General features: G+C 50.4%; 22 protein-coding genes, 2 pseudogenes and 1 riboswitch. Of the genes and pseudogenes, 2 read left to right on the top strand and 22 right to left on the bottom strand.

Annotation, left to right across the window (positions count from 1 at the left end; all coding sequences use genetic code 11):
* Window positions 1-38 precede the first annotated feature (38 nt).
* From DESLBE_RS18070 to DESLBE_RS18060, 3 genes are all read right to left on the bottom strand, one after another.
* On the bottom strand, window positions 39-1,151 hold the full coding sequence (locus tag DESLBE_RS18070) for an IS110 family transposase (RefSeq protein ID WP_144675186.1): 1,113 nt from the start codon (window positions 1,149-1,151) through the stop codon (window positions 39-41).
* Between the two features lie 324 nt (window positions 1,152-1,475).
* Window positions 1,476-2,300, bottom strand: a complete 825-nt coding sequence (locus DESLBE_RS18065; RefSeq protein ID WP_144677780.1) for a DUF3102 domain-containing protein — start codon at window positions 2,298-2,300, stop codon at window positions 1,476-1,478.
* Between the two features lie 15 nt (window positions 2,301-2,315).
* Window positions 2,316-2,723, bottom strand: a complete 408-nt coding sequence (locus DESLBE_RS18060; RefSeq protein ID WP_144678674.1) for a type II toxin-antitoxin system HicB family antitoxin — start codon at window positions 2,721-2,723, stop codon at window positions 2,316-2,318.
* A gap of 211 nt (window positions 2,724-2,934) precedes the next feature.
* On the opposite strand from DESLBE_RS18060, the gene DESLBE_RS18055 reads away from it, so the two are divergent.
* Entirely contained in the window at window positions 2,935-3,159 is a 225-nt protein-coding gene (locus DESLBE_RS18055) for a DUF1659 domain-containing protein (RefSeq protein ID WP_144677779.1), read from the top strand.
* Window positions 3,160-3,221: 62 nt separating this feature from the next.
* On the top strand, window positions 3,222-3,461 hold the full coding sequence (locus DESLBE_RS18050) for a DUF2922 domain-containing protein (protein WP_144677778.1): 240 nt from the start codon (window positions 3,222-3,224) through the stop codon (window positions 3,459-3,461).
* 242 nt (window positions 3,462-3,703) lie between these two features.
* On the opposite strand, the gene DESLBE_RS18045 is transcribed toward DESLBE_RS18050, so the two are convergent.
* From DESLBE_RS18045 to DESLBE_RS17950, 19 genes and pseudogenes are all read right to left on the bottom strand, one after another.
* Window positions 3,704-5,020: a molybdopterin molybdotransferase MoeA gene (locus tag DESLBE_RS18045; protein WP_144677777.1), complete on the bottom strand. Its 1,317-nt coding sequence runs from the start codon at window positions 5,018-5,020 to the stop codon at window positions 3,704-3,706.
* Window positions 5,021-5,106: 86 nt separating this feature from the next.
* The gene (locus DESLBE_RS18040) at window positions 5,107-6,240 is read right to left on the bottom strand and encodes an ABC transporter substrate-binding protein (protein ID WP_144677776.1); all 1,134 of its coding nucleotides are present in this window, start codon (window positions 6,238-6,240) and stop codon (window positions 5,107-5,109) included.
* A gap of 101 nt (window positions 6,241-6,341) precedes the next feature.
* A complete protein-coding gene (locus DESLBE_RS18035; protein WP_144677775.1) occupies window positions 6,342-7,598 on the bottom strand; it encodes a molybdopterin-binding protein in 1,257 nt (418 codons plus the stop codon).
* 16 nt (window positions 7,599-7,614) lie between these two features.
* Window positions 7,615-8,406 (bottom strand): ABC transporter ATP-binding protein, encoded by a 792-nt coding sequence (locus tag DESLBE_RS18030; RefSeq protein ID WP_144677774.1) that lies wholly within the window; start codon window positions 8,404-8,406, stop codon window positions 7,615-7,617.
* Between the two features lie 2 nt (window positions 8,407-8,408).
* A complete protein-coding gene (locus tag DESLBE_RS18025) occupies window positions 8,409-9,440 on the bottom strand; it encodes an iron ABC transporter permease (protein WP_144677773.1) in 1,032 nt (343 codons plus the stop codon).
* Window positions 9,441-9,541: 101 nt separating this feature from the next.
* A riboswitch (molybdenum cofactor riboswitch) is annotated at window positions 9,542-9,701 on the bottom strand.
* Between the two features lie 426 nt (window positions 9,702-10,127).
* Window positions 10,128-10,598, bottom strand: a complete 471-nt coding sequence (gene smpB / locus DESLBE_RS18020) for an SsrA-binding protein SmpB (RefSeq protein ID WP_005815658.1) — start codon at window positions 10,596-10,598, stop codon at window positions 10,128-10,130.
* Window positions 10,599-10,790: 192 nt separating this feature from the next.
* Window positions 10,791-12,806: a sodium-translocating pyrophosphatase gene (locus tag DESLBE_RS18015; RefSeq protein ID WP_144677772.1), complete on the bottom strand. Its 2,016-nt coding sequence runs from the start codon at window positions 12,804-12,806 to the stop codon at window positions 10,791-10,793.
* Window positions 12,807-13,029: 223 nt separating this feature from the next.
* The gene (secG, locus tag DESLBE_RS18010) at window positions 13,030-13,254 is read right to left on the bottom strand and encodes a preprotein translocase subunit SecG (RefSeq protein WP_005815654.1); all 225 of its coding nucleotides are present in this window, start codon (window positions 13,252-13,254) and stop codon (window positions 13,030-13,032) included.
* 201 nt (window positions 13,255-13,455) lie between these two features.
* Window positions 13,456-14,733 (bottom strand): phosphopyruvate hydratase, encoded by a 1,278-nt coding sequence (gene eno / locus DESLBE_RS18005; RefSeq protein WP_144677771.1) that lies wholly within the window; start codon window positions 14,731-14,733, stop codon window positions 13,456-13,458.
* A 28-nt stretch (window positions 14,734-14,761) separates the two neighbouring features.
* Window positions 14,762-16,294 (bottom strand): 2,3-bisphosphoglycerate-independent phosphoglycerate mutase, encoded by a 1,533-nt coding sequence (gpmI, locus tag DESLBE_RS18000; RefSeq protein ID WP_144677770.1) that lies wholly within the window; start codon window positions 16,292-16,294, stop codon window positions 14,762-14,764.
* Window positions 16,291-17,058: a triose-phosphate isomerase gene (gene tpiA, locus DESLBE_RS17995; RefSeq protein WP_144677769.1), complete on the bottom strand. Its 768-nt coding sequence runs from the start codon at window positions 17,056-17,058 to the stop codon at window positions 16,291-16,293. The genes gpmI and tpiA overlap by 4 nt, the downstream gene beginning before the upstream one ends.
* A gap of 30 nt (window positions 17,059-17,088) precedes the next feature.
* Window positions 17,089-18,276 carry a phosphoglycerate kinase gene (locus tag DESLBE_RS17990; RefSeq protein ID WP_282433888.1) on the bottom strand — a complete coding sequence of 396 codons (1,188 nt, stop codon included), beginning with the start codon at window positions 18,274-18,276 and terminating at the stop codon, window positions 17,089-17,091.
* Window positions 18,277-18,575: 299 nt separating this feature from the next.
* Window positions 18,576-19,703: pseudogene (rpoN, locus tag DESLBE_RS17985) on the bottom strand (RNA polymerase factor sigma-54); the annotation flags it as partial.
* A gap of 142 nt (window positions 19,704-19,845) precedes the next feature.
* Complete coding sequence (locus DESLBE_RS17975; RefSeq protein ID WP_080632402.1) at window positions 19,846-21,132, bottom strand: transposase; 1,287 nt, start codon at window positions 21,130-21,132, stop codon at window positions 19,846-19,848.
* 65 nt (window positions 21,133-21,197) lie between these two features.
* Window positions 21,198-21,539 (bottom strand): annotated as a pseudogene (locus tag DESLBE_RS17970) (RNA polymerase sigma-54 factor); the annotation flags it as partial.
* A gap of 2 nt (window positions 21,540-21,541) precedes the next feature.
* Entirely contained in the window at window positions 21,542-22,495 is a 954-nt protein-coding gene (gene whiA / locus DESLBE_RS17965; protein WP_144677768.1) for a DNA-binding protein WhiA, read from the bottom strand.
* A 46-nt stretch (window positions 22,496-22,541) separates the two neighbouring features.
* On the bottom strand, window positions 22,542-23,915 hold the full coding sequence (locus tag DESLBE_RS17960; RefSeq protein WP_005815635.1) for a gluconeogenesis factor YvcK family protein: 1,374 nt from the start codon (window positions 23,913-23,915) through the stop codon (window positions 22,542-22,544).
* On the bottom strand, window positions 23,912-24,805 hold the full coding sequence (gene rapZ, locus DESLBE_RS17955; protein WP_005815633.1) for an RNase adapter RapZ: 894 nt from the start codon (window positions 24,803-24,805) through the stop codon (window positions 23,912-23,914). Before rapZ ends, DESLBE_RS17960 begins: the two co-directional genes overlap by 4 nt.
* Window positions 24,806-24,841: 36 nt before the next feature.
* Window positions 24,842-26,029 (bottom strand): extracellular solute-binding protein, encoded by a 1,188-nt coding sequence (locus DESLBE_RS17950; RefSeq protein WP_144677767.1) that lies wholly within the window; start codon window positions 26,027-26,029, stop codon window positions 24,842-24,844.
* Window positions 26,030-26,037 lie beyond the last annotated feature (8 nt).

The raw sequence follows: 26,037 nt of genomic DNA, 5'->3' as shown, positions 1-26,037 counted from the left end.
CCTTCAACTGGGTGTTCTTTATTCGTTATCGTTGAATCTTAAGACACGGTCTCTTTCTCCAGTTCATTGGCAATGGCCCAAACAAAGCCTGCTAATTCACGGGCCACTGCTGAGACGACTTTGCCGGGAGGTTTGCCCTTGGCCATAAGTTTAGAGTATTTACCATGCAAACGATGTTGAGCCTTCCATGCCATAGCTTGAACCTGAGGGGGGAGTCCTTCCTGTCTTTTGAGAAGATTCCCTTTGAGTGCCGGTTGATATCGGTAACTCCAAGCAGCCTCGACCAGCAATCGGCGAACATGGGTATTTCCTGCCTTGGTGATCGCCCCCTGTCTCCGTCTTTCTCCACTGGAATATTCGCTGGGAACCAGCCCGGTATAGCTCATCATGGATCGAGCACCTTCAAATCTAGTAAAGGAACACACTTCAGCCACTAACCCTATCGCTGTAATCTCTGCTACTCCCCGTAGTGATTGTAATCCTTGAATGATAGGGGCTTTAGGGCTATACAGGGCTTGATGATGCATTTCCTGTTCTATCCGTTGTAAACGTTGCTCTATCTCGTTGAGATGGTGGAGGTATTCCTGAAAGACCACACGAAGGGCTGCATTACTCCATTCTAAACGATTAAGCCACTTACGATGCGCTGCAGACCAATTTCTGACGTTCTCTGGAGAAGTGATGTTATTGCGCATAAGAAACTTGGTGAGGCGATGCCTTGCTCTGAGTTGATCCTCTTTAGCATCTTCCCGAGCCCGGACTAAGTCACGAAGCGCTTCATCCTCTTCAGTTGGAACATAAACAGAGGTCAACTCTCCGGCACGCAAAAGCTGGGCTAAACGCAAGGCATCACGACGGTCCGTCTTGACCCGTTCCCCGGGTCGTTTTGGAATGAGTGACGGGGCCACAACAACACATTCAATGTCCATACTTACCAGCAAACGATACAGCCAATAACCCGTTGGACCAGCCTCATAGCACACCTTGAGTTGTGAGGAGTCGCCTAGTTTCTTAAAAAGTGTTCTTACGGCTTCAGGTGTATTAAGAACAACTCCCCAATAACGCGGTGCTCCACGACCTTCGTCAGCAAGAGCGACAGCAATCTTTTCTTTTGAAACGTCTAATCCTACGTATTTTGTGGCATCCTTCATAGTATGGCTCCCCTTTCGTATGTAGCTCTGTTTTGGTTCGGCCATACTAGTTTGTACCAAAACAACCTACGATTTACGAAAGGGGTGCCTCGTTCATGATAACTTTGTTGCTTCGCCCGAAGACACTGTCGACCCACTTGTTTGCCTTTTAATCACACATCCAGAAAGGCGAAGCCGTAGGTTGCACTTATGCTGGAGGAAAGTATGCAAGGTCGTTATACTTTCTGAAAGTGCGGGAAAAGACCCTTGGCCCGGTGGTATACCACTCGGATCAAGGGTCTTTTATTTTATCATCTCATTGTTCCATTATTTTATATTCCCTGATTACATTTCCTTTTTTAAACTCTCAGTCAGAAAGTTGACAATCTTGTTCTTGTAGACCTTATAGCTCTCCGGCTCCTGCTTGGCAAACTCCTTCATCTCCCACAAAAGCTCCCGGAAGGTGCGATCCATGCTTTCATATAAAAAGGCGACCTTGTTGGCCTTAGTCTTGTGATAGGCCTCATCCAACCTGCTGCTCATCCGGTTGATAGCCTGAGCGGAGGTCTCCTGCTTAAGGCCCTGCAGATCCAGGCTCAGCTTTTCCACCCTGGCCTCGCTCTTCTCCTTAACCTGATTCAGCTCTTTCACTTTGCTCAGCAGATTATCCCGTTCGCCGCTCAGGTTGGTTAGCTGCTCTTCCTGATCTGTCAGAGCTTGCTGAAGATCTGCTTTTTCCTCCACAGCCCGGTCCCGCTCCGCTGCGGCCTGATTCCGCTCCTGAACCGCCTTTTGCAGCTCCCGGGTCGATAAGTTCTCCAAATCCAGCTCGGCGATAAGCTGTGCCCGTTCCTCCTCCGGGACCCCCAGCAGGATGATCCCCTGGGTATAAGTTAGTTTGGCAAGCGCTTGCCAATCTGGCAAATCAGGTTGCTGGGATCCATACTCCTCAAACAGACGGATCAGGTTGGTCGCCGTTCTATGGGAGTAGCTTACCGACTCTTCCAGCCAGCGGCCCCATTCCCCATAAGGGAGCAGACTTTTCGCCTCTGCCAAACGGCGGCCGATCTCAATGGCGCTGTAGAGGAGAACTTTGCTCACCTGATTCTTGATTGTATTGATTTCAGCAGCTATTAAAAGGGGAGTGCGCTCCCTGCTCAACTCTTCCATGATAGCTCCCTGCCTTTAATCAGGTATACCCAGCTCTTCCATTAACCCCTCCATAAGAATTTGGACAAAATTCACCTCATGTTCTTCCCCCAAATCCTTTAACCATTTCGGAATCATGATACATTTGGGAACCCTCTTCTTATCAATGACCTGCCGAACCTTCAGTGTATCGGCCTCCAGCTCAATGACTTCGGCCCCCTCCCCCTTCGTCCAGCTGGCGGGATCGGAAGCGTTCGGGATGTGTTTCTTGTCCTTTTCCATATGATACAGATGAAGCCCCAGAGAAATCTCCGCATCATGAAAAGCGCTCTCCCGGGTTTCCCCCTGGCAAATAAGGTCCGGCAAATCCGGGAAAACGACGATATACCGGCCTGACAGAGCATTGCACTCCATGAGCGCCGGAAAAGCATAGTACGTGATCATCATTACCCGTCCCTTTCGATTGATCTACTCATAGACTATGTGGTCAAGGTCCTAAATGTTACAAATTTAACCAATATACCCAAAAAATAATTATTTTTTATAAAAATGGCTCTCCCCCTGTCACCTTCCCAGGAGCAAGTCCATAGGATAAAGGGACGGGACGGGTCTTCCCGGCCGTCAATATACTACAGCGTAAAGGAGGTGAACACACATGGCGGTAATCGCGCATCCACTGAGCTCGACAGTGGTCATTCGATACCAGGTTGGGGAATCCCCTTCCGGTGCTCCGATCATCAGGCAAAAAAGCCTGAATAACATCAAAGCCGACGCCACAGATCAGGATATATATGATGTGGCGGCAGCTTTTTTCGGCCTGAGCGAGCGTGTGGTCATCCAGACTATCCTCAGAAAAAATTATGATTTGATCGACGAATAACGTTAATAAACCTTCGGTTAAAGAGTAATTTTTACAGCACTTAGCAGAAAGGAGGTGAAGAGATGGCTATTATCAACAAAACTGTGTTGAAGCTGACTTTTAATACAACGGGGAATAAAACGTTTGCTCTCAGCCTGGATGATCCCAGACCGGGCTTGACTGCAAATGAGATTGAAGCAGCTATGGACACGATGATTCAACGAAATATCTTTCTTTCCCCCAGTGGGGAACTGACGGGCAAGAGAGATATTCGCATCGTCGGGACGACCATCGATGACATGTTCGACCCTCTCCAAGGCTAGGGGAGAGTCGGCGGGATCATAGGTCGAGTAAGAGAAACCCCAGGATACTCCCTTTAATTGGGAGTATCCTGGAGTTGGTTTTAATCTTCCCGCCTAAGCCCTTATCAGTACTATTCCTGCTTGCCGCCGAAAGCTCCTACTTCCTTTACTTTAGGCATTTTAGAAATCACAGCCGGCGAAACGGCGGCAACATCCTCTGTTCCGGTGAGGATCATGGCGGCCTGCAATCAAGGGATTCTCTTTCAATCCTCATTCTGCTCAAGCATTTTGCGAACTTTGCATTCTAAAGTCTTTTCACCGTAGAGCAAGCGCGCTTTAACCTTCCGGCCCTTTTTATACTGTTCCGGATCACCATAGACAGTGGTGGAGGCCATAGCCCTAACAAAATTGTCCACAGTATCACCGAGACGGTCAACTACCCGGGCTGTATATCCGGAGTCACCCTTAAAGACATAGAGGCGGGGAATCCATATGCTGCTTCCCCGGGGGCGCAGATCCGCTTCCAGAGTAACTTCAATCTCCTGTGGCTCGTAGCAGGGGCAGCCAAGATAATGCTCGATTAGGGGAGGAAGAAACCGTTCCGTCATGATAATCGCCGCATGGGGAGGGCCGGGAATACCGAGCACCGGCTTGCCTTCCGCACAGGCCAGCACCAGATTCTTGCCGCCGGGACTGATGCCGGCACCATGGCACAAAACCGTTCCCAGCTTGCGCAGCGCTTTTACGGTAAAGTCGCCATAATTCTGTTCCCCCCGGCCAACGCCGCCGATCACAACAAGAATATCGCACTGTTTAAGCTCACGCTCCACAGCTGCTTCGATTTCAGCTTCCGAATCGGGAACGATCGGGGCGACAAAAGCTTCGGCTCCACATTGGCGAGCCATGGCTTGAATAAAGATACTATCGCAGTCAATGTTCTCGCCAGGTTGGGGACGGCTTCCCGGACTGCACAGCTCATTGCCGATGGCCACAATCGAGATGCGGGGCCTGGGTTTGACCGGGATCTGAGTTATTCCGGCATACTGCAGCATGGCCAGGTGGGAAGGTGTAAGCTTTTCCCCTGCTTCGCTGATCTTTTCCCCTTCCGCCACGGAAGAGCCTTGCGGCTGGACGCTTTGGTATTGGATAGGCAGGGCAAGCAGAACTGCCGTGTTGTCTTTGCTTATGCGGCACTGTTCGGCATGGAGCAGAGTATCAAACCCGGAAGGAATGACGCTGCCCATGGGGCAGTGTATAAACTCATCGGCAGCAAGGGCCCGTTCTCCCCGCTCCCACTTCCGGGAACAGTTTTCCCAATCGACGGCAATGCCGTCATGCATCGCACAGGTTGCCTCCGGAATGTTGAAAGTAGCAAACATGGGCTCAGCTGTGACACGATCCAATGCCCCGGCAAGGGGGATGATTTCACTGTCCACAGACTGGCCGCCGATGGCCAGGAGCAGTTCAGCAATTGCCGCTTCAGGGGACAGGACTGAGAGCTCCTTTTGCTCACACTCATTGGAACAGTTATGGCATCCCTGAACACACATCTGAGGAGGCACTACTATACCTTTTTGCATTTTAACATCATTCCCTTTCACACAAGCGGCTGGTCTGAAGCCGAAACGCCCCGCGGCCCAAGGGCCGGGGGCGTACTTCAAGAAATTTATTTAGAAAGACCTGTTGTCTTGGCCCCGGCAAAGTTAGGCGCCATCACCGCCCAGTCGGCATCAGTCATGGTATAGCCCAGGAATTGCCGATAGAACTCCTCAGCATATTTCTTAACATCCATGTCTGCAAATACCTCAGGATACATCATCTTGGCCATCAACAGAACTCCTTGGGCAAATTCAATATCGCCGGACCATTGAACGATGCCCATCGGCATGATATAGCAGTCTCCATTTTTCACGGCAGTAAGATTTTTGTAGCGCTCATCCTTTTTCCAGTTGTTGTAGAACTGGGCCATTTCTTCTCCATAAGGGCTGGTTACGATCTGCTGGAAAATAAAATCGGGGTTCCATTTAACAATCTCTTCCGGATCGACCTTAGTGTAGTATTGATTGATACCTTCTGTGGCCAGCTTACCGCCGGCCAGGACTACGCCATAACCTAAGGAAATGTTTTCGCAGAACACTTCATCCATCGTCGTACGAACCACTAAAGCCGTCTTGCGGTCAGCTTCAGGAATGGTGGCAACCCGTTTTTCAATTTCAGCCAGCAGATCATTCTGCCACTTGTAGTAAGCGTCTGCCACGTCCTTTGTCCCCGTTACATCTGCCATGGCGTTGATTTCAGCCTGGGCAACGGCCAGAACGGATTTCGCATCAGGAGGGGTAACCCCGTCGACATAAACAGGCATGTTTAAATCCTGCATTTTCTTATTGGCATCGGCAGCCTGTTCAGGAGAAATAATGATGTCGACGTTTGCGCTGAGAAGCTCCTCAACATTGACATCATTAAATGAGCCATAGTTGGCAATATCCTTGATCTGGGGGAAAGCTTGCCTTAGCCAGGTGTAACGGCCCGTGTCCGCCATGACGGTGACTTTGTCGAGCTGACCGAGCAGGGCAAGGGAACCAAAAGCCCCTTTCCACGAAGTAACGGCTATCTTATTCACCTGGGCAGGAATGGTTACGGTGTTGCCTGCCATGTCAATGATTTCACGGGTAAAGGCTTCGGCAGGGGCAGAAGGTTCCGCAGGAGCGGCAGTTTTCGTGCCGGAACATCCTGCGAGAGACCCGAGCAGTAAAGCAGCGGCAAGCAATAAAGCGACGTTCTTTCTCATCTTCTTTAACATGTTTAATCTCCTCTTTGTTGAAATTTTATATGTTAAGCAATATGTTCCCCTAAAAATAACACATTGCAAAACTACCGTTGAGGCATAGTCCGGCACTCTTCTTATTCTTTTTTAAGCTGCCGGGAGAGCTGTCTTTCGCTATAAAGCAACTCCACCTCTACAGGAGAACCTTTAGGATACTCCATTCCCCGCCGGTAACGGGCAATGCCTTCAGCCCGGGCAAAGGTCTCGATGTTGTCTCCCATACGGACGGGATTTGCGATATAGCGTCCATCGTCTGAACTGAGACGGACACGGGGAAAAAAGTCACTTGTCCTTTTAGCGGAAATATCAACTCCCGCCTCGGCGGTAATAACAGGCCGTTCATAGCAGGGAATATCCAAAAACAGCTCCATAATCGGCGGAATAAGCTCCTCCGTCACCAAGATAGCGGCGTGGGGAGGACCAGGAATTCCGATAACAGGCTTGTTGTCGATGACACCAAGTAGAGCTGCTTTGCCACCCGGGCCGAAGGATAGGCCATGAACAAGAACCGAGCCTAAATCCTCGACAGCAGCCCGGGAAAAATCGCGGTAACCTTCTCCACCCAGGCCAACGCCGCCGATAAGCACCACCATATCACAAGCGGTTAGTTCGGATTGGACAGCACCTTTCAAGGCCGCCATATCGTCTTGGACAGGGGGCCTCAGCCTGGCTGTACCGCCGCATAAACGGATCACAGACTCCACCAGTATGCCGTCTGCTTCCGGGTACTGCCCTGGGGCAGGTGTTATTCCCGGAAGGGTAAGGTCGCTTCCCACCGGAATGATGGCTGCGGTCGGCCTGCAATATACAGAAACCTGTTCGATCCCGCTGTAGCGGAGAATCACCAGATGGCGCGGCTCCAGAAGAAAGCCTTTTCCCAAAACCAACTCGCCTTTGCGAATGCTGGAAGCGCGGCGGATGATGCCTTCCCCTTTTTCGGATAGGCCCAGCAGCCGGACACTGCCATCACTTTGAAAGGAACAGAGTTCGTAGGCCAGCACCGTATCAAAAGGCTCAGGGATAACATTGCCCATCCCTACGATCTGAAAGCGGTCAGGCGCAAGAAGGGCGGAGACTGAAGCACCCGCCTCTTCACGAACTATGGCAATCCCATCATGGGTTGCATAATCTGCAACGGGAGAATCCCAGACCGCCAGGACATCCTGGGCTATGACCCGGTGCAGGGCCTCGGCAAGCGAAATCTGTTCCACGCCGAGGGAAAAATCAGCCGCCAAAGCGAGCTTGGCTAAAGCGTCTTTTTTGGTCGCTGCCGAAGTATTCTGCCGGTGGCAGCGGCTTTGGCAAGCGCTGCAGGGATGATCGCATGTTTGCAAAGCAATCGTTCCTCCTTTAGGTGATCGAAATGCAGGCCTTGATTTCAGACCCGGTGGTGTTGGAGATAATTCCGGTGGCAATGATTTTGGTTTCCACCCGGTACAGATCGCGCAACGTCTGCTCGGAAATAACTTCAGCAGGAGCACCCATGGCATAGATCCCGCCATTTTTGAGCATCAGGACCTTGTGTGAGTAAAGGAAAGCATGATCCGGAAAATGAGAAGACATAATAATGCCCAGACCTTGTTGGGAGAGCTGATGGACCTGATTCAGAACCAGCTGCTGATTGCCAAAGTCCAAAGCGGTGGTTGGCTCATCCATGATCAGCAGCTGGGGCTGCTGAGTAAGAGCCCGGGCGATCAATACGAGTTGCTTTTCGCCCCCGGACAGCTCCAGATACCGCTTGTTGACCAGATACTGAATACCGAGACGTTCCACAACGGATTCGGCAATCTCTTCATCCTCCTTCTTGGGGGAAGACATCATGCCGAGATGGGCAGCGCGCCCCATCAGGATGACATCCATGACCGAATAGGAAAAAGGGGGGTTCGTCGATTGAGGGACATAGCCGATCTTTTGCGCGATTTTGGCCCGGGACCAGCGCAGGATGTTTTCACCGTCGATACTGAGGGTACCGCCAAGGATTGGGATCAAAGCCAGCATCGACTTAAACAGGGTAGATTTCCCGACACCGTTTGCGCCCAGCAGGCAAAGAACTTCTCCGTCTGTCAGGGTGAAGTTAATATCCCTGAGAACCGGTTTGTGCGCAGAATAACCGCAAACACCGTCCTTTAATGCAAAGAGCATGTCTAGCCCTCCCTTCCGTACATCATAAGACCGATAAAAAACGGAGCGCCGATGATCGCGGTGAGCACGCCCAGGGGGATCTCCACGGCAGTGAGGGATCTCGCCACATTATCCACCAGGAGAAGAAAGACACCGCCACCCATGACCGTTGCCGGAATAAGCACCTTGTTATCCGGTCCCACCAACCTTCTCATCAAATGGGGAATGACGAGGCCCACCCAGCCGATCAAGCCGCCGATGGAAATCGAAGCCGCTGTTAATAATGTCGAGCAGACGATCACAAGACGGCGCAGCTGCTTTGTCTCGATGCCGAGAGTCTTGGCTTCATCATCGCCCATGGATAAAACATTGAGCCGCCACCGTACCAAAAAGAGGGGTATGGCGCCAATCAGCATGAGGATGATGGCCCACTTGATATTAGTAAGAGTGATATTGGAAAGGCTCCCCATCAGCCAATAGGTAATGGCGGGCAGTTTGTCCCTCGGATCGGCGAGAAACTTGATCAAAGAGACAATGGCGCTGGCCAGGGAGGAGATAAAGATGCCTGAGAGGACAAGAGACAGAGAAGGGTCCCGCTTGATGCGTGTGCCTACCAGGCAGGCTAAGGCCACCGCTCCCAAGGCGAAAACAAAAGCAAACAGCTGAATATAAAAATAGCCAAGACCGCTGAAGATAGCGATGGCCGCTCCCAATGACGCTCCGGCGGAAGCACCGAGAATATCCGGCGCAACCAGCGGATTTTTGAACACTGTCTGGTAGCATGCGCCGGACAGAGCCAAAGCTGCACCGATCAGAACCGCGGCCATAATACGCGGGAAGCGGATAAAGAGAACCACCGTTTCATGGTTTTGGGGCCAGGTTGCTTCAATCGGAAAAACCGCCGAGAGCATGATTAAAACAGTCTCCTTGAAGGGAATGCCCTCGAAGCGCCCAATGTTGAATGAGACCAAAAAAACGATAATCAGCATAGCAGCTAAAATCATCAGTCTAAGATGTGCCGCCCGTATTTTTTTTTGCCGCTCTGAATTGACCATAAACTTTCCTCCAAAATCAAATCAAAAATCTCTAAATAAAAAGGCCGTATCTCCCGTCTCGAAAGATACAGCCGCAACAACACCTATCAGCAATGATAGATGCACAAGTCTTGTGTTCTCCTTCTCAACGTGGAAGGCGGCATCGTTTCCAATACCACCCCGTGAACCTGCATCGCGCTGCCAAGGCGCGCAGCGATACTGTTCAGGCCTGAAAACCGTAAACTAAGGGATAGGTCGGCAGGCTCGGATACTCATATAAAATTATGGTCATCATTATATCACTAATAAATAGCTAATTCTATAAAAAAATATTAACATTTATTAATTTTTATTAGTTTATATCATTTTAAATTAGTTTTGATTAGTTTATATTCCATTGATATTTATTCCTTTTATTGTTTGTTATTAGTTTTTGTTAGTCTCTATCAGCTTTCAGCAATTGGCCTTTTCCCGATATTACCAATTCTCCTGGCGAGTAAATTTAAGAAATTCGAAACCACCTAAAATCAAAAACAAAAATATGAGCCTGTCTCAGAAAGATAGTGTGAAATAACAAAAGAGGGCACCGGCAGAGAAGTGCGAATGTATGATCTTCTGAAGAAACGGACATAGTTCGGGAGGAAATGTGGGATGAACATCAAAAAGACTCCCCTATGCGTTGTAAGCCGCATTGAGAAGTCTTTTTGATCAATATCCTTTGCCCTGATCCCGGAAGTGCCGTTCAATCTCACGTTTAGCATCCCGTTCGGCAATATCCTGGCGTTTATCGTAGTTCTTTTTCCCCCGGCAGACCCCGAGTTCGATCTTAGCCAGGCCACGCTTAAGATAAATCTTGGTGGGAATCAGGGTCAGGCCCTGTTGCTGCACTTTCCCGACCAGCTTGATGATCTCGGAGCGGTTAAGGAGGAGTTTGCGCTTGCGCAGGGGATCATGATTAAAACGGTTCCCCTGCTCATAGGGGCTGATGTGCAGCTGATAAAGCCAGACTTCACCGTTTTCGATCCGGGCATAGCTGTCCTTGAGATTGACACGCCCGTTGCGAATGGATTTGATCTCGGTTCCGGTGAGGATAACTCCGGCTTCCAGCTTCTCTTCCACAAAATAATCATGATAGGCTTTTCGATTGTCAGAGATGACTTTTATCCCTTCAGATGCCACAAAGCTCCTCCTCTCTATGAGTTATCACGTACAGTGTAAACTTTCAGATCCTCAGTATAACATAGACTTTCGCCTTTTTCCAGCAGAGGCCGCCGTCCGGCCCAGTCTCTCTTCCCCCACAGCCTTCCTGCCCGGCTCAGTGCAAAAAAGAAGCAGGGGAACTTACTCCCCTGCTTCCCAGCCTAAGTCGTTTTAAATTAAGAGCGGCGCGATAATCAGAGAAATCGTACCCATAACCTTAATCAAGGCGTTTAAGGACGGACCGGCCGTATCCTTGAAGGGGTCCCCTACAGTGTCCCCGATGACAGCTGCAGCATGGGTGGGGGTTCCTTTACCGCCGAGATTTCCGGCTTCAACATACTTCTTGGCATTGTCCCAGGCTCCACCGGCGTTAGCCATGAAGATGGCCATGAGCAATCCGGAAACTGTTCCACCGGCCAGCATTCCACCTAAAGCATCCTTACCGAGTAAAAATCCTACCAGGATCGGAGAGCCGATGGCTAAGAGTCCAGGAACAATCATTTGACGAATAGCAGCTTTAGTGGAGATATCCACGCAAGCACGATAATCCGGTTTAGCCTTTCCTTCCATAAGACCAGGAATCTCACGGAATTGACGGCGGACCTCACCAATCATTTCGAAAGCAGCTTTACCTACAGCTTCCATAGCAAAAGCAGAGAAGAGGAAGGGCAGCGCAGCTCCGATGAAGAGACCGATAATCGTGGTGGGTACCAGGATGTCGATTCGATCCAGATGAGCAAGCTCAGAGTAAGCATTAAAGAGAGCTAAAGCTGTCAAGGCCGCGGAACCGATGGCGAATCCTTTCGCCACCGCAGCAGTGGTGTTCCCTACAGAGTCCAGTTTATCCGTGGTCTTGCGGACACTGGGATCCAGATCAGCCATCTCTGCGATACCGCCGGCATTATCGGCAACAGGTCCAAAGGAGTCGATGGCTACAACCATACCGGCAGTAGAAAGCATGGCCATAGCAGCCATAGCAATACCAAAGATACCGGCTGCTGCAAAAGAAACATAAGTAGCAACACAGATCACGACAACAGGAAGAGCGGTACTCTTCATTCCGGTAGCCAGACCTTGAATAATATTGGTGGCGGCACCGGTCTCAGAAGCTTTGGCAATAGCTTGGGCAGGAGCCTTCTGATTCGAAGTATAGTACTCGGTCAATAAACCGATCAGAATATTCACAACCAATCCACAGACAATAGCAATAAATATATTGTTAGCAGTCAGCGTTAAGCTTTCACTGACATAGACAGGTTCAGTGATCATCAATTGGACGATGGCGTAGGAAGCAATGGCCGTTAGAAGGTTAGTTCCCCATAAGCCTTTGTTTAAAGCCGTTTGAGGGTTGGCATTTTCCCCGGTGCGCACGAAAAAGCTGGCGATAATCGAAGAAAGTATTCCCGCGATACCGATCATCAGCGGCAGCATAAGTCCGGAAACTCCCCCTCCTAGGGATTTGAAAGCTACAGCGCCAATCAGCATCGCCGCAATGGTGGTAGCAGCATAAGATTCAAACAGGTCGGCTCCCATCCCGGCGGTATCACCCACATTATCCCCGACATTATCGGCGATAACAGCAGGGTTACGGGGATCATCTTCAGGAATGCCGGCTTCGACTTTACCTACCAGGTCCGCACCCACGTCGGCTGCTTTGGTGTAGATACCACCGCCGACACGAGCAAACAAGGCAATGGCACTGGCACCAAAGGCGAAGGAGTTAATGGTCTCCGCATCCTGGAACCATAGGAAAAGAGCGGCAACCCCAATGAGACCTAAGCCGTTAACAGAAAGACCCATAACCGCCCCGGCGCGGAAGGACACGCCCAAAGCCTTGTTCAGGCTGGTCCGGGCAGCTTCCGTGGTCCGGGCATTAGCCCGGGTGGTAATTCCCATGCCCACATAACCGGCCACAGCGGAAAGCAGCGCTCCCACCAGGAAAGATACAGCCGTTTGCCAGCCTTTTAAAAAAGTTAGAATAAGAAAGATTATGATTACAAAGGGAATCAGTGTTTTGTACTGACGGTTGAGGAATGCCATGGCACCCTCTTGAATCGCGAGAGAAATCTCCTGCATCCGAGCATTTCCCGGGCTTTCTTTTAAAACGCTACTTGCGAAATAGAAGGCAAATGCCAGCCCGACGAGACCTGCTAGGACAGCCCATATAGGCGTTGAAGCAAAATCCATTGTCAAAAAACCCCCCTAAATAATGAAAATTTTTATATTATGTAATGAGCCAGGTGTCCCCCAAATACTAATTCAGTTTCCGTTTGGCGCCATTAAAATTACAACCTGGGATTGTTCATTATTGATTTTGGTAAGGTAATGGATATTTTTTTAAAAGGATTATCTTTCTGCGATGATCTTCTATTTCTACGGAAGCTGAATAAAGGGAGCAGGGGACCTGGCCTTATTTCATGAGCCAGGCTACCCCCAGAGAACTCAGCAAAAATATTGCAGCTGAAGCTATGCTAACTTTTTGAAAGACAGCGTCCAAGCCCTTCTTTTTCCCAAAGAAGGATTCGCTGGCACCACCAATAGCTCCCAAACCTGCACTCACACCGGATTGAAGTAAAACCGTTGCGATCAGGCCTAAGGAGCTAAGAACTAATATTACGGTTAGAAAAATCACCATACCTATTCACCTCCTCAATCTATTGAAAACCAATCGGAAGCAATCGCCTGCCTATACCAGGTAAACCGCCACTTCTCCCCTGTTTTAAGACACAGAGAGGGTGTGGCGGTCATTCCCTATGGTTTTAGCCAGTACCGCTATTTTAGCATAAAAATTTGACAAATGGCAATAGTCTATACCCTAGCTGTCAATATATGGCCCTTAACGGCCCAGAGCCTCATGGCCCGTGTAAACTCCGGTTTCCCCCAGCTCTTCCTCAATGCGGAGAAGCTCGTTATATTTTGCTACCCGTTCTGTCCGGGCGGGAGCTCCTGTTTTAATCTGTCCCGCATTCACAGCGACAGCCACATGAGCCATGGTCACATCCTCGGTCTCCCCGGAACGATGGGAGATGACCGTTGTGTAACCGGCACGTTTGGCCATTTCAATGGCATCCAGAGTTTCAGTAAGGGTCCCGATCTGATTGAGCTTAATTAAGATCGAATTGGCGCATTTTTCTTTGATGCCCCTGGCCAAGCGGGCGGGATTGGTGACAAACAGATCATCCCCGACCAGCTGAATCTTGCTTCCCAGTTTCTCGGTAAGCTTTTTCCATCCTTCCCAGTCTTCTTCGGACAAACCATCCTCGATGGAAACGATGGGGTACTTTTCAACCAGCTCTTCGTAGTAGGCAATCATTTCATCCGCCGTCTTGGTCAGGCCTTCTCCTTCAAGATGATACTTGCCATCACGATAAAGTTCCGTAGCCGCTACATCCAAGGCCAGAGCGATATCTTTGCCAGGTGTGTAGCCGGCACGCTGAATGGCGTCCATAATAGCCAGGAGGGCATCGGCATTGGATTCCAGGCTGGGAGCAAACCCGCCCTCATCCCCAATGGCAGTGGCCAATGACTTTTCCTTAAGGACAGCTTTCAGACTATGATACACTTCGGTTCCCATTTGCAGAGCTTCGGCAAAACTCTTGGCACCGACAGGCATGATCATAAACTCTTGAATATCCACATTATTATCGGCATGCTGACCACCGTTGAGGATGTTCATCATGGGAACGGGGAGTTCTTTGGCATTAACCCCGCCTAAGTATTGATAAAGAGGAAGCCCGACGCATTCCGCAGCCGCTTTGGCATTAGCCAGAGAAACCCCCAGAATAGCATTGGCTCCCAGCTTGCCCTTGTTCTCAGTGCCGTCCAGAGCAATAAGCTCCCGATCGATAGCCGGCTGGTCAAAGGGGTTTAACCCTTCCAATTCCGGAGCAATCACCTCATTGACATTCTCTACGGCTTTAAGAACGCCTTTACCCAGAAAACGGCTCGCATCCCCATCTCTCAGTTCAACGGCTTCAAAAGCACCTGTGGAAGCACCGGAAGGAACAGCCGCCCGGCCCATGGAACCGTCCTCCAAAAGAACTTCCACCTCAACGGTAGGATTGCCACGGGAATCCAGGATCTCCCGTCCATAAATCTCTTCGATATAACTCATAGGGCTTACCTCCTAAATATAGTATTCATCAAATCAAGGACTTGCCAGTCATCTCCTGAGGCTGCGGAATCTCCAGCAGCCGGAGCATCGTCGGCGCCACATCCCGCAGGGCCCCGCCTTCCCGCAGGGTTTTACCCTTAAGCTGATCATTAACCAGGATCAAGGGCACCGGATTGGTCGTATGGGCCGTTAAGGGCTGGCCGGTTTGCAGGTCCACTTTCGCTTCCGCATTGCCATGATCGGCGGTTATAATGACGGTTCCCTGGCGCTCTAAAACCCGGGGAACGATTTGCCCGATACACTGATCCACCGCTGCGATGGCTTTGACCGTAGCTTCAAACTCTCCTGTATGGCCCACCATATCCGCGTTGGCAAAGTTCAGAATGATCACCTCATCCTCTTCTCTTTCCAGACGCTTTAAGAGCTCCTCGGTAATTCCATAAGCACTCATTTCCGGCAGCAGATTATAGGTAGGGACTTGAGGAGAAGGAATAAGACAGCGGGTTTCCCCGGGACAAGGTTCCTCTACCCCACCATTAAAAAAGAAGGTGACATGGGCGTATTTTTCTGTTTCAGCGATGCGCAGCTGCTTTTTCTGATGTTTGGCCAGAACCTCCCCCAAGGTATTGTCTAAGTTCTGAGCCGGAAAAGCCACGGCCGCCCCTTTCAGCTTATCGTCATATTCGGTCATACACACATAATGGAGTTGCAAAAGTTTTCCCCGGTCAAAGCCGGTAAATTCTTCATCCAAGAGAGCATAGGAGATCTCCCGGGCCCGATCGGAGCGGAAATTGAAGAAGATAAAACTGTCACCGTCCCGAAGCGGTCCCACAGCCTCCCCTGCCGAGTCGACAATGACTGTAGGTGCCACAAACTCATCCGTGACCCTGACATCATAGGATTGTTCAATGGCTGCCAAAGAATTAGGCGCTTTCAGACCTTCCCCATTCACTAAAGCCCGGTAACCCTTTTCCACCCGTTCCCAGCGTTTATCCCGATCCATCATATAATAACGTCCGCTGACGGTGGCAACCTGACCAAGGCCTAATTCCCGGCATTTCATATTAAGCTGAGTCATGAACCCTTTGGCACTTTGGGGCAGCACATCCCGGCCGTCCAGCAAGGCATGGATGAACACTTTTTTGACCCCCATGTCTTTGGCCATCGCCAGAAGGGCGAAAAGATGCTCACTATGGGAGTGAACCCCTCCATCCGAGAGCAACCCCATCAGATGCAGAGCATTGGGCCCATCCTTGACCCGTTCCATAGCTTCCTGCAAAACCGTATTCCGGGCAAACTCACCGGTCCGTATGGCTTGGGAAATCCGGGTGAATTCCTGATAGACCACCCGGCCTGCCCCAATATTCAAATGCCCCACTTCCGAGTTCCCCATTTGGCCTGGGGGCAATCCCACTTCCTCCCCGGAAGCAACGATCAGGGTATGAGGATACTCCTCAAGCAGTCTGTCGAAATGGGGCTTGGGGGCCTTAGCCACAGCATTGCCTGCGCTCTGGGGATTATAACCCCATCCGTCCAGAATCATCAAGAGCAGAGGCTTCATAGAGCAGCCACCGCATTCTGAACCAATTGGGCAAATCCTTCGGCTTCCAGGCTGGCCCCGCCCACCAGAGCGCCGTCCACATCCGGCTGACTCATGAGCTCACCAATATTGTCCGCCTTAACACTGCCCCCATAGAGGATATTGACCTCATCGGCAACCACACCGGCAATTCCGGCTAAAGTAGAGCGAATCATGGCGCACATCTCCTGGGCATCTTCACTGGAGGCTGTCTTACCCGTGCCGATAGCCCAAATAGGTTCGTAGGCAATGACCACCCGTTTCAAATCATCTGGGGCAAGATCCGTCAGATCCTTTTCCACCTGGCCGCGCACGATGGCAAAGGCCTTGCCTTCTTCCCGGTTGGCTAAGTTTTCACCCACACAGAGAATGGGGGTGAGCCCTGCCTTAAGGGCCGCCTTCACCTTTTTGGCAATCTCTTCATCCGTTTCACGGAGAATTTCCCGGCGCTCCGAATGTCCGAGGATGACATAGGTGCAGGCAACATCCACCAGCATCGCCGCAGAGATCTCTCCCGTATAAGCCCCATCGGGGGCATAAAACATATCCTGAGCCCCAATATGAATGACGCTCTCCTCCAGCTCATTCTTGAGAACATTTAAGGCTGTAAAGGGCGCACACACGACAACGTCGATTGCAGTGACTTCGCCAAGCACTCCTAAGAGCTTTACCGCATATTCCTGAGTCTCCCGGAGACTTTTATTCATCTTCCAATTTCCAGCGATAATAGGATGTCGTTTGGCCATGAAATGAGCTCCTTTCAAGATGGGATAAGTTTAGATGTTTTGTAGTGCCGCTATACCGGGCAGGGTCTTGCCTTCCAGGAGCTTCAGGGAAGCCCCCCCTCCTGTGGAGATATGGCTCATTTGCTCCCCTACACCCATTTTTTCTACGGCGGCCACGGAATCTCCACCGCCGACAATGGTCAGACCCGGACATAAGGCCACAGCCTGAGCAACTTTCTCCGTCCCCTTGGCAAAGTGTTCCATTTCAAAGACACCCATGGGGCCGTTCCAGACGATAGTCCGGGCCTTTTGTATTCTTGCACTGAACAGTCCGGCACTCTCCGGTCCGATATCCAGAGCCATTTCGTCCTCGGCGATCTCCCGGACAGCGGTGACCCGATAGGGCGCATCGGCTTTAAATTCTTTGGCCGCCACCACATCCTGAGGCAAAAGAATGTCCACCTGGAGTTCCCGCCCTTGATCAAGGATCTCCTGAGCCAGGGATAATTTATCCCCTTCCACCAGGGACTTGCCCAGAGAATAGCCCTGAGCTTTCAGGAAGGTATTGGCCATGCCGCCGCCAATGATCAAAGCGTCCACTTTATGGAGCAGGTTCTCAATGACCCCGATTTTGTCACTGACCTTGGCTCCGCCAATGATGGCCACAAAAGGCCGCTCCGGATTCTCCAGAGCCTTGCCCATACTTTCAATTTCCTTTTGGAGGAGAAAGCCGGCCACCCCGGGAAGATGATGAGCGATTCCTTCTGTGGAAGCATGAGCCCGGTGGGCTGTACCGAAAGCATCGTTAACATACACTTCAGCTAAGCGGGCTAATTGCTTGACAAACTCCGGTTCATTCTTTTCTTCCTCGGCATGATAACGGACATTTTCTAGAAGAAGGACTTCACCTTCCTGCAGCTGAGCTGCTGCTTTCTCTACCTCCGGACCGATACAATCGGTCGCCATGGCCACCGGCCCCTTGAGCAATTCACCAAGACGTTTGGCCACCGGAGCCAGGGAATAGTTCGGATCCGGTTTTCCCTTGGGGCGTCCTAAATGGGAAGCGAGGATAATCTTAGCCCCTTCGTCAATCAGATAGTGAATGGTAGGCAGAGCCGCCCGAATCCTCGTGTCGTTGGTAATATTGCCATGGTCATCCATAGGCACATTAAAATCAACCCGCACAAAAACACGTTTTCCACGTACCGTAATGTCTTTAAGCCCTTTCTTATTCATCATTAAGTATTTTCTCCTTTCCTCTTTCGCTTAATCGTTTTTAAACTATATCTTTTTTTAGACTTGCTATTTATGTCTATGTGGTATGCCAACAGCAATTTCATGCCAATTCAACCTGTCTAAGTTTAGCACTTTCTATCATCTTAGTATACCGCTCCAAGGAAAATTCTACTCTTGAGACCAAACCCATCATAACCTGGACAATATTAACAAAAGAGTTACTGTTATTATTCAGCACCCTTTTCTAAAATTCCTTCCTCATCCCTGCCCATCCGCACCAATCTGCGGCTGCTCATCAGCGGCTAATAGCGTTTCCGCAGCGCCGTGGACGGGAGCCCCAGTTCATCCCGGTATTTTGCCACGGTTCGCCGTGAAATCTCCATATTCTTTTCTTTAAGAATCTCGGAAAGCTTTTGATCAGAATAGGGACTCTTGGGATCCTCGGCGGCGATGATCTCTTTCAGGGCTTGTTTAATTCCTTCCGTGGTCATGCCCTGTTCACTGCCCAGCCCCGTAGCAAAAAAGAACTTAAACTCAAAAATCCCCCGGGGGGTTTGGATATATTTATTAGCCGTAGCCCGGCTGACCGTGGACTCGTGGACCCCGATCTCTTCCGCAATGTCTTTGAGATTGAGGGGTTTTAAATAGCGGATGCCCCGCCGCAAAAACTCTTCCTGGCGTCTGATAATAGCATCCGCAACCTTATAAAGAGTGAGCCGTCTTTGCTCGATACTGCGAATCAGCCAGGCTGCCGCATTGAGTTTCTGCTCGACAAATTTGCGAATCTCTGATTCATTATTCTGACTTAGAGCCTTGCGGTAGACCTGATTAATTCCCAAACGGGGTACGGTCACATCATTGACCAGGATAATATATTCGCCCTCAACCTCTTCAACCACAACGTCGGGAACGATATAGCGCACCTCGCCGGTCCCGGCAAAGCTCCGGCCGGGTTTAGGATCCAGGGTGCGGATTAAATCGGCCATATCCTGAACCTGACTGGGGGTAATTTTGAGCTGGGCGGCGATCCTCTGCAAACGACCGGCAGCTAAATCCTCCAGATACTTAAGAAATTCAGGCAGCTCCGGAGGGTAGTCTGCCAGCAGGGGAAGCTGCAGCAACAGACATTCTTCCAAGCTTCTTGCCCCCACCCCCAAAGGGTCCAGACCTTGAATCACCGCTAAGCCTTTTTCCACTTCCTCAAGGGGAAGCTGGAGCTGCTTCCCTATTTCCTCTAAAGAAAGGGTTAAATAGCCGTTATCGTCCAAATTGCCGACAATATATTCAAGCAGCTTCTGGGACATGGGAACCTTTTGAATATGAATCTGTTCCAGCAAATGCTCCTGAAGGGAAGGACCTGCCGCTAAAGAAAAACCGAGGCTGCGGCCTCGGTCCTTTTATTGCTCTCTCACATCTGAAATTTTATAGTCGTAACCGTGAAGTCCCTTATAATACTCTGGATACATTTCTCCCCCACATTTTTCACAACTAAACTGTGGAGGAACCGTTGGGTCACCATCATCCATAGCATCAAATTCCCTGACCACCTTCAATGCAATCTCCTCTTGTCCATTACACTGCAAACAAATGTAGTTGACTGAATTCTCCACACTTTGAGGCTTCTTCTTTTTGCTTGGTTTGCGTTTTTTGGATACCGGCGAAATGATCGATCATCCTTTCCAGGCATGCTCTGCTTGTCTCACATCTCGCATGCTTAATTTCTAAGTGTCCGGCTTTTAGGCACACTTCTCCCTTGTATTCATAATAACACTGACAATGGGGACATACCATGGGGTCTTTTCCTGTTTGTTCCTTGAGCCGTTGCTCCCATTTCCTGCGTGCTATTGTCTTTTTAACTTTTACAATCCATTTCCTCACTTCTTTCTGCCATGCGGACACTAGTGTTTTACATTGTGATTTAATCCGACGAGCATAGACTCCATAATAACGAATGGTTTTGAACTGTTCATCCGGTATGTGCACGATTAATCGCGTGATAAACTCTTCCACTGTGAGCTTTTCTCGTTTCTCTTGCCCCTCATTTTTATCATGATACTTAAACGTTACATACTCACCGTCATATTCTTCAATCCGATGCAGGGCTATTGCCGGCCGACGAATATAACGCCCTATATATCCTAGTTGCACCTTGACATTCCCTCTTTGTTTCGGGGCATAGACATAGAAACCTTCTCCATTGGCTGAATAGGCTTTCTGTAGCAATTGCTGGACTTTCTTCTTTTCCTCCTCGTTTAAGTGGCTTCGAATGAGTTTTAAGACCACCGTTTGCCATTGCTTTCTTAGCAAGGGAAATGGAATGTAGTCATAGCTTTTCCATTCTCCATCTTTCTTCATTCCACCCATGGTCACGAGCATATGGACATGGGGATTGAAGTTCATTCGGGATCCAAAGGTATGCAGTCCGGCTATGACACCCGGGGTCAATTTGCACTTCTTCTTAAACCACTCTTGAACTATCCTGACCGCCTCATCCATTAAGGGTTTTAGCAAGTGTCGGTGTTTTTGAAAGATCACTCTTAGCCCTTCATCGATTGTGAAGATGACATGTCGATGATTAACCTGCATGACGTCTTCAGCCATCATTCGGCTCCACTCCTCTGTTTCTCCACTGCTACACGTTGTGCAAAATCTCCCCTTACAACGGTACGGTACTATTCGTATGTCATGGCAGCCTTCACACACTAAGAGCTTAAATCCATTTTTAGGGTTACCACAGTTACGGAACTTCTCGACCTCTTTTACCACAATCGGTCTTATTCGTGTCCCGTATTTCTCTACAAATCTATCCCAATGGTTATTCTCATCGAAGAATATCCGTCTCAATATGTTTGTTTCCATAACTCCATTTTACCAAATACTCTAGTAAAGGGGGATCCCCAAAAAACTTATACTTTCTGATACGTTAAAAAAGGCTCAAAGCGGGTGCTTTGCCCGGCGTCCGGGTCATACTCCTTGCTGATGCGTTCTTCCTGATGTTGAAAATACTCTTCCCAGTTCATATCCCAGGGCCCTTCCTCCGCCCCCTCGTTCTTCTCTTGAGCCGGGGAATCTTCCTGGGTATGATCCGCGCTTTTGTCGGCGGAATCGTCAATCACATCGAGAAGAGGGTTTTCCAGCATCTGCTGCTCCACATAACCGGAGAGTTCTAAAGCGGATAACTGTAAAACGGCAATCGCTTGACGCAACTCCGGCGTCATGATCAACTTCTGTGTCTGCTCCAGGTTCAAGCCATATCCTATGCGCACATTTATCCTCCTTTCCTGACTCGTTTACTCTGTTCCTCCAGCTTTTCGGCAAGCTCATCGATCTTGCGCATCCGGTGATTGACTCCCGATTTGCCTACCTTGGGGACCAGCATCTCCCCTAACTCTTTCAAACTGGCATCAGGATATTCCAGCCGCAGCTCGGCAATTTCCCGCAGCGGCTCCGGCAAGGCCTGCAAACCGATGGTATTGGCTACCCTTTGGATATTCTCCACTTGCCGCACTGCCGCGTCCACCGTCTTATTAAGGTTAGCCGTTTCACAGTTGACCAGGCGGTTGACCTGATTGCGCATGTCCTTGAGCACACGAACATTCTCGAATTCCAACAGAGCCCGGTGGGCGCCGATAAAGCCCAGAAATTCAACGATATGCTCACTCTCTTTAATATAGACCACATGCCAGTTTTTACGCATGCTGACCTTGGCCCCCAAATGAAATTTATTAAGCAGCTTGCTTAAGGCCTCAGCATGAAGAGAATCATTGGTGATAATCTCCAGATGGTACGTTCCCTCGGGATTATTGATGGAGCCTCCTGCCAAAAAGGCCCCGCGCAGGTAGGCTATTCTATCGCATTTCTTTTTCACCAAAAAGTTAGGAATACCCGGTAATATCTCCCCCTCTTCATCCAGAAGCCCCAGCTGCTGAAGATCCTCTAAGGTCCGGGGGTAGATTTTCACCATGTAGGAGTTATTCTTTTTTAAGCGCAGCTTCCTCCGCACCATAATATCCACGGGCAATCCCAGCAGGTTTTTGGCCAAACGATACACTTTGCGCGCCACCGGGGCGCTTTCCGTGATCACATTCAAAGCATAAGAATGATTGGCAATCTGCAATGTCCCATCCATCCGCACTAAGGCAGCCAATTCGGCCAGATTGCAGCATCGCTTCCCTTCCTCGATCCGAGCCAGCTCATCTTTGGTTTCAGCACTAAAGGACATTCTTCCACTTCCTTTACCAGTACTTCACAGCCCCAGAGGAAAAGCACTAGGACTCTTCTCTCAGCTTCTGGTTCAGCAAATAAGAATCCACTAAAGCAATCCGCTCTCCCATGGGTTTTAAACTAAAAAGCAAGCGAATCAGGAGCCGCGCCAGACGGTCCGAGTGGTGGCGCAGGGTATCCCCTTCCTGCAGAAGGTCCGCTTCCACATACTTAGCTCCCAGCCACTCCACACTATCCCTGTTCCCTTGTACCGGATAGGAGCCTTCCTCCTCATAGCGCTTCAGCAGCTCTTCGGGTATCCCTTGTTTATTGGCCACCACCACATCCACAAACCCGGCGCCGCAGTGATCCATAAGGGATTGGAGATGGTCCGAGACCTGGAATTGGTCCGTCTCCCCCGGTTCAGTCATGATATTGCAGACATAAATACAGGGAGCATCCACTTCCTGAATCTTTTCCTTGAGTTCCTTCACCAGCAGATTGGGGAGGACGCTGGTATAAAGGCTGCCCGGCCCTAAAACAATCAGATCCGCTTCTTCCAGGGCTCTTAACGCTTCCGGAACCGGCTGGCAATCCTCCGGCTCCAGATAGACCCGTTTAATCCGCCCTTGAGTATCTCTGACCTGAGTTTCCCCCTTGACGATGGTCCCGTCGGCCAGCTCCGCCGTTAAAACCACCTGCTCCATGGTCGAGGGATAGACACTGCCCCGCAGGGCAAACACCTCACCCACGTGCTCGATGCCTTTTTTAAAGTCCCCAAAGGTATCCGCCATCCCCGCTAAAACCAGATTTCCCAGACTATGCCCTTTCAAGGTACCCGCATCAAAGCGGTAGGAGAATAATTTCTCCATAATATTCTCCGTATCCGATAAGGCCACCAGGCAGTTGCGGATATCCCCCGGCGGAAGAATGCCCATTTCACTGCGCAGCTTGCCTGAGCTCCCGCCATCATCGGCTACGGTGACAATGGCCGTGAGATTGCGGGTATAATTCTTCAAACCCCGCAGCAAAGTTGATAAGCCCGTCCCGCCGCCAATGACCACGATTTTCGGACCCCGCCGCAAATGCTGCCGTGAATACATAACATCCACAATCCGGGCTTCTTCATCAGGCAAGAGCACCGAAATAATGGAATGAAGCATCCTTTTAAAACCAATCACCATCGCCCCCGCTCCCAAAGCACTGATGAACAGACCCATGGGAACAGCCGTACGGGGCGCACTGCCCGTCAGGCGGTAAATTCCTTCCCGGAATTGCAGTTCCAGGTAGCCCAGAGCGATGCCATCATTCATCACGGAAAAGCCTGCGGCAAAGATGAACACGCCGAGCACCGCCAGTAAAAACCAGCGTTTAACACCTAAGTTAGGGTAAAGCCATTTCAGGGATCTGGGGAGTGATTTGATCAATTTAACTTTCATTTTGATTTATCACCCTTCCGATTGCGGGCAGCGTCCCGGTGTTTAACACTCATCATATAATTGCGCTCCTGAAGAAAAAGCCCAATCCGTTCCGCAATAGCCACCGAACGGTGCTGTCCCCCTGTACAGCCTACCCCAATGACCAGATGCCGCTTGCCCTCCTTCACATAATAAGGAAGGATAAACTCCAGAAGGCCCAGATACTTATCCACAAACTCCTGGGCTACCGGGTTGCTGAAGATATAATCCTGCACCTGAGGGTGCTCTCCGGTAAGAGGCCGCAGCTCAGCAACATAGAAGGGATTGGGAAGAAAGCGCACATCGATCAGTAAATCCACATCCAAAGGAATGGCATATTTAAAACCAAAGGAGACTACGGAGACTGCTAAATGTCCTGAAGCCTGTTCATTTCCGAAACTCTCAGCCACCTGATGGCGCAGCTGCTGGGAAGACAGATTGGAGGTATCCATAATCTTGTGGGCTACCCCCCGGAGCTCCGTCAGCATTTGCCGCTCCATTTGAATCCCTTCCAGAATTCCGCCGCTGGGAGACAGGGGATGCCGGCGCCGGGATTCCTTATAGCGCCCCACCAGCACTTCATCCGAGGCTTCCAGGAAGAGTATCTCATAATGAAATCCCTCCCTGTGCAAATCCCCCAAGGCTTCCGCCAGTGAGGAGAAAAATTCCCCGCCCCGCAAATCGCAGACGATGGCCGCACGAGTCACCTTGCCTTGGGACTGAGTACAGAGCTCCGCAAATTTCAAAATTAAGGATGGGGGCAGATTATCCACACAAAAATATCCCTGATCCTCAAGACTTTGCAGCGCCTGGGTCTTACCTGCTCCCGAAAGTCCCGTAATCACCAGCAATCGTACCTGCTTTGACAGCATAACCACTCCCCCTTCTCTACACTGCATACCCTGAAGCTATTTTGCTTCAAGGGCTTTTACCGCCTCCGTCTGAGCCTCGGCCAACGCTTCCTCCGGCACAACCCCGCTCCAGGCCTTCTGCCAGGCCTTGTCCTGGATCGGAATCAGTTTTCCTTCCAAGGCATTTCCCGGTAAGGACCAGACTTGAGCCAGACCCAGCCCCACTTGGCGGAGAATTCCCGTCTGAGCTTCTTCGCGGCCATAGAATGAACTGCTGGCAGGAAAACGCTTGCCCGCCTTGGCAATCGCCCCTTGGGAATCGGCGGAGAGCAGCTCATCTTCCACTAAGCGGATCAGCGGACTTAAACTCTCGGAAGTTTTGATGGATGAATTGGCGATACCCAGAGTTCTCGTCGTTAAAATTTCCCCTTGCCCGGCAGTCAATTGCGTTAAAGGCACACTTCCCCAGGGTATATCTGCGCTTAATCCTTGAGCCTGACTGGCATTGGCGATGGTATAAGCAGCCTGAGCATTAAGGAACAGATTCCAGGCATTAGGGTCGACCAGCAAAAGATTTCCTTCCCGCCAAGCCAAAAGCTGCTGGAGAAAAATCAGATTGGCCGGATCCTGAAGGACAGGCTGGCCATTGCCGGTTAATTTCCCTCCTTGAGCCGACCACCAGGGAGCCAAATTCCTGGTGTCAAGAGCAGTTAAGGCCAGCACTCCCTTGGTTGTATGGAAATCCGCCAGAGAAGCAGGCAACTGGGCCAAATCCGTCCGATAGAAAAAAAGCGGAACATCCGTGGCTAAGGGCTGGGCATAAAGCTTTTCCCCATATTGAAATTGAGACGTTAAACCAATAAAGGAATCCCCGTTGCCCAGAACAGGGGCCAGGGCTCCTTGTTGGAAGAGCTCCGTCAAGGCCTGAGCGGTGGTTAAGAACAGCTCCGGCCCCTCCCCGCCGGCTTGAGCAAGATAAGCAAGCTGGGCTATTTCCCCTTCTGCTATATATTCCAAATGAATGAGCACTTCGGGGTGACCGTCCATAATTCTTTGGACCTCTTTAGCCAAGGCCTCTCCTTCTGCCCCGGCAAGGGAATGCCAAAGCTCGATCACCGCCGGAGCAGCCCCCCCGGGCAACCCTTGCCGGGGATCCTCCCCACAGCCCGCCAGCAGAAGGATAACTATCAAAAACCCGCTTATTAGCATTCTATGACGGAGTTGTTTAACTAAACCCTTAACCATGACATTCT

Source organism: Desulfitobacterium sp. LBE, assembly GCF_007830365.1.
Classification (GTDB): domain Bacteria; phylum Bacillota; class Desulfitobacteriia; order Desulfitobacteriales; family Desulfitobacteriaceae; genus Desulfitobacterium; species Desulfitobacterium hafniense.
Note: the sequence above shows the minus strand (reverse complement) of the source record. Positions and strands in the feature narration are given on the sequence as shown.

Coding starts and splice junctions, on each gene's coding strand:
- DESLBE_RS18070 (WP_144675186.1), bottom strand. CDS start 1,151: ATGAAGGATGCCACAAAATACGTAGGATTAGACGTTTCAAAAGAAAAG.
- DESLBE_RS18065 (WP_144677780.1), bottom strand. CDS start 2,300: ATGGAAGAGTTGAGCAGGGAGCGCACTCCCCTTTTAATAGCTGCTGAA.
- DESLBE_RS17975 (WP_080632402.1), bottom strand. CDS start 21,132: ATGGAAACAAACATATTGAGACGGATATTCTTCGATGAGAATAACCAT.
- DESLBE_RS18015 (WP_144677772.1), bottom strand. CDS start 12,806: ATGGATTTTGCTTCAACGCCTATATGGGCTGTCCTAGCAGGTCTCGTC.
- DESLBE_RS18050 (WP_144677778.1), top strand. CDS start 3,222: ATGGCTATTATCAACAAAACTGTGTTGAAGCTGACTTTTAATACAACG.
- secG (WP_005815654.1), bottom strand. CDS start 13,254: ATGGTGATTTTTCTAACCGTAATATTAGTTCTTAGCTCCTTAGGCCTG.
- DESLBE_RS18030 (WP_144677774.1), bottom strand. CDS start 8,406: ATGCTCTTTGCATTAAAGGACGGTGTTTGCGGTTATTCTGCGCACAAA.
- DESLBE_RS18060 (WP_144678674.1), bottom strand. CDS start 2,723: ATGATCACGTACTATGCTTTTCCGGCGCTCATGGAGTGCAATGCTCTG.
- eno (WP_144677771.1), bottom strand. CDS start 14,733: ATGAGTTATATCGAAGAGATTTATGGACGGGAGATCCTGGATTCCCGT.
- whiA (WP_144677768.1), bottom strand. CDS start 22,495: ATGTCCTTTAGTGCTGAAACCAAAGATGAGCTGGCTCGGATCGAGGAA.
- DESLBE_RS18040 (WP_144677776.1), bottom strand. CDS start 6,240: ATGTTAAAGAAGATGAGAAAGAACGTCGCTTTATTGCTTGCCGCTGCT.
- DESLBE_RS18045 (WP_144677777.1), bottom strand. CDS start 5,020: ATGCAAAAAGGTATAGTAGTGCCTCCTCAGATGTGTGTTCAGGGATGC.
- rapZ (WP_005815633.1), bottom strand. CDS start 24,805: ATGCTGTCAAAGCAGGTACGATTGCTGGTGATTACGGGACTTTCGGGA.
- DESLBE_RS18055 (WP_144677779.1), top strand. CDS start 2,935: ATGGCGGTAATCGCGCATCCACTGAGCTCGACAGTGGTCATTCGATAC.
- DESLBE_RS18025 (WP_144677773.1), bottom strand. CDS start 9,440: ATGGTCAATTCAGAGCGGCAAAAAAAAATACGGGCGGCACATCTTAGA.
- tpiA (WP_144677769.1), bottom strand. CDS start 17,058: ATGGCCAAACGACATCCTATTATCGCTGGAAATTGGAAGATGAATAAA.
- DESLBE_RS17960 (WP_005815635.1), bottom strand. CDS start 23,915: ATGAAAGTTAAATTGATCAAATCACTCCCCAGATCCCTGAAATGGCTT.
- DESLBE_RS17990 (WP_282433888.1), bottom strand. CDS start 18,276: ATGATGAATAAGAAAGGGCTTAAAGACATTACGGTACGTGGAAAACGT.
- DESLBE_RS17950 (WP_144677767.1), bottom strand. CDS start 26,029: ATGGTTAAGGGTTTAGTTAAACAACTCCGTCATAGAATGCTAATAAGC.
- gpmI (WP_144677770.1), bottom strand. CDS start 16,294: ATGAAGCCTCTGCTCTTGATGATTCTGGACGGATGGGGTTATAATCCC.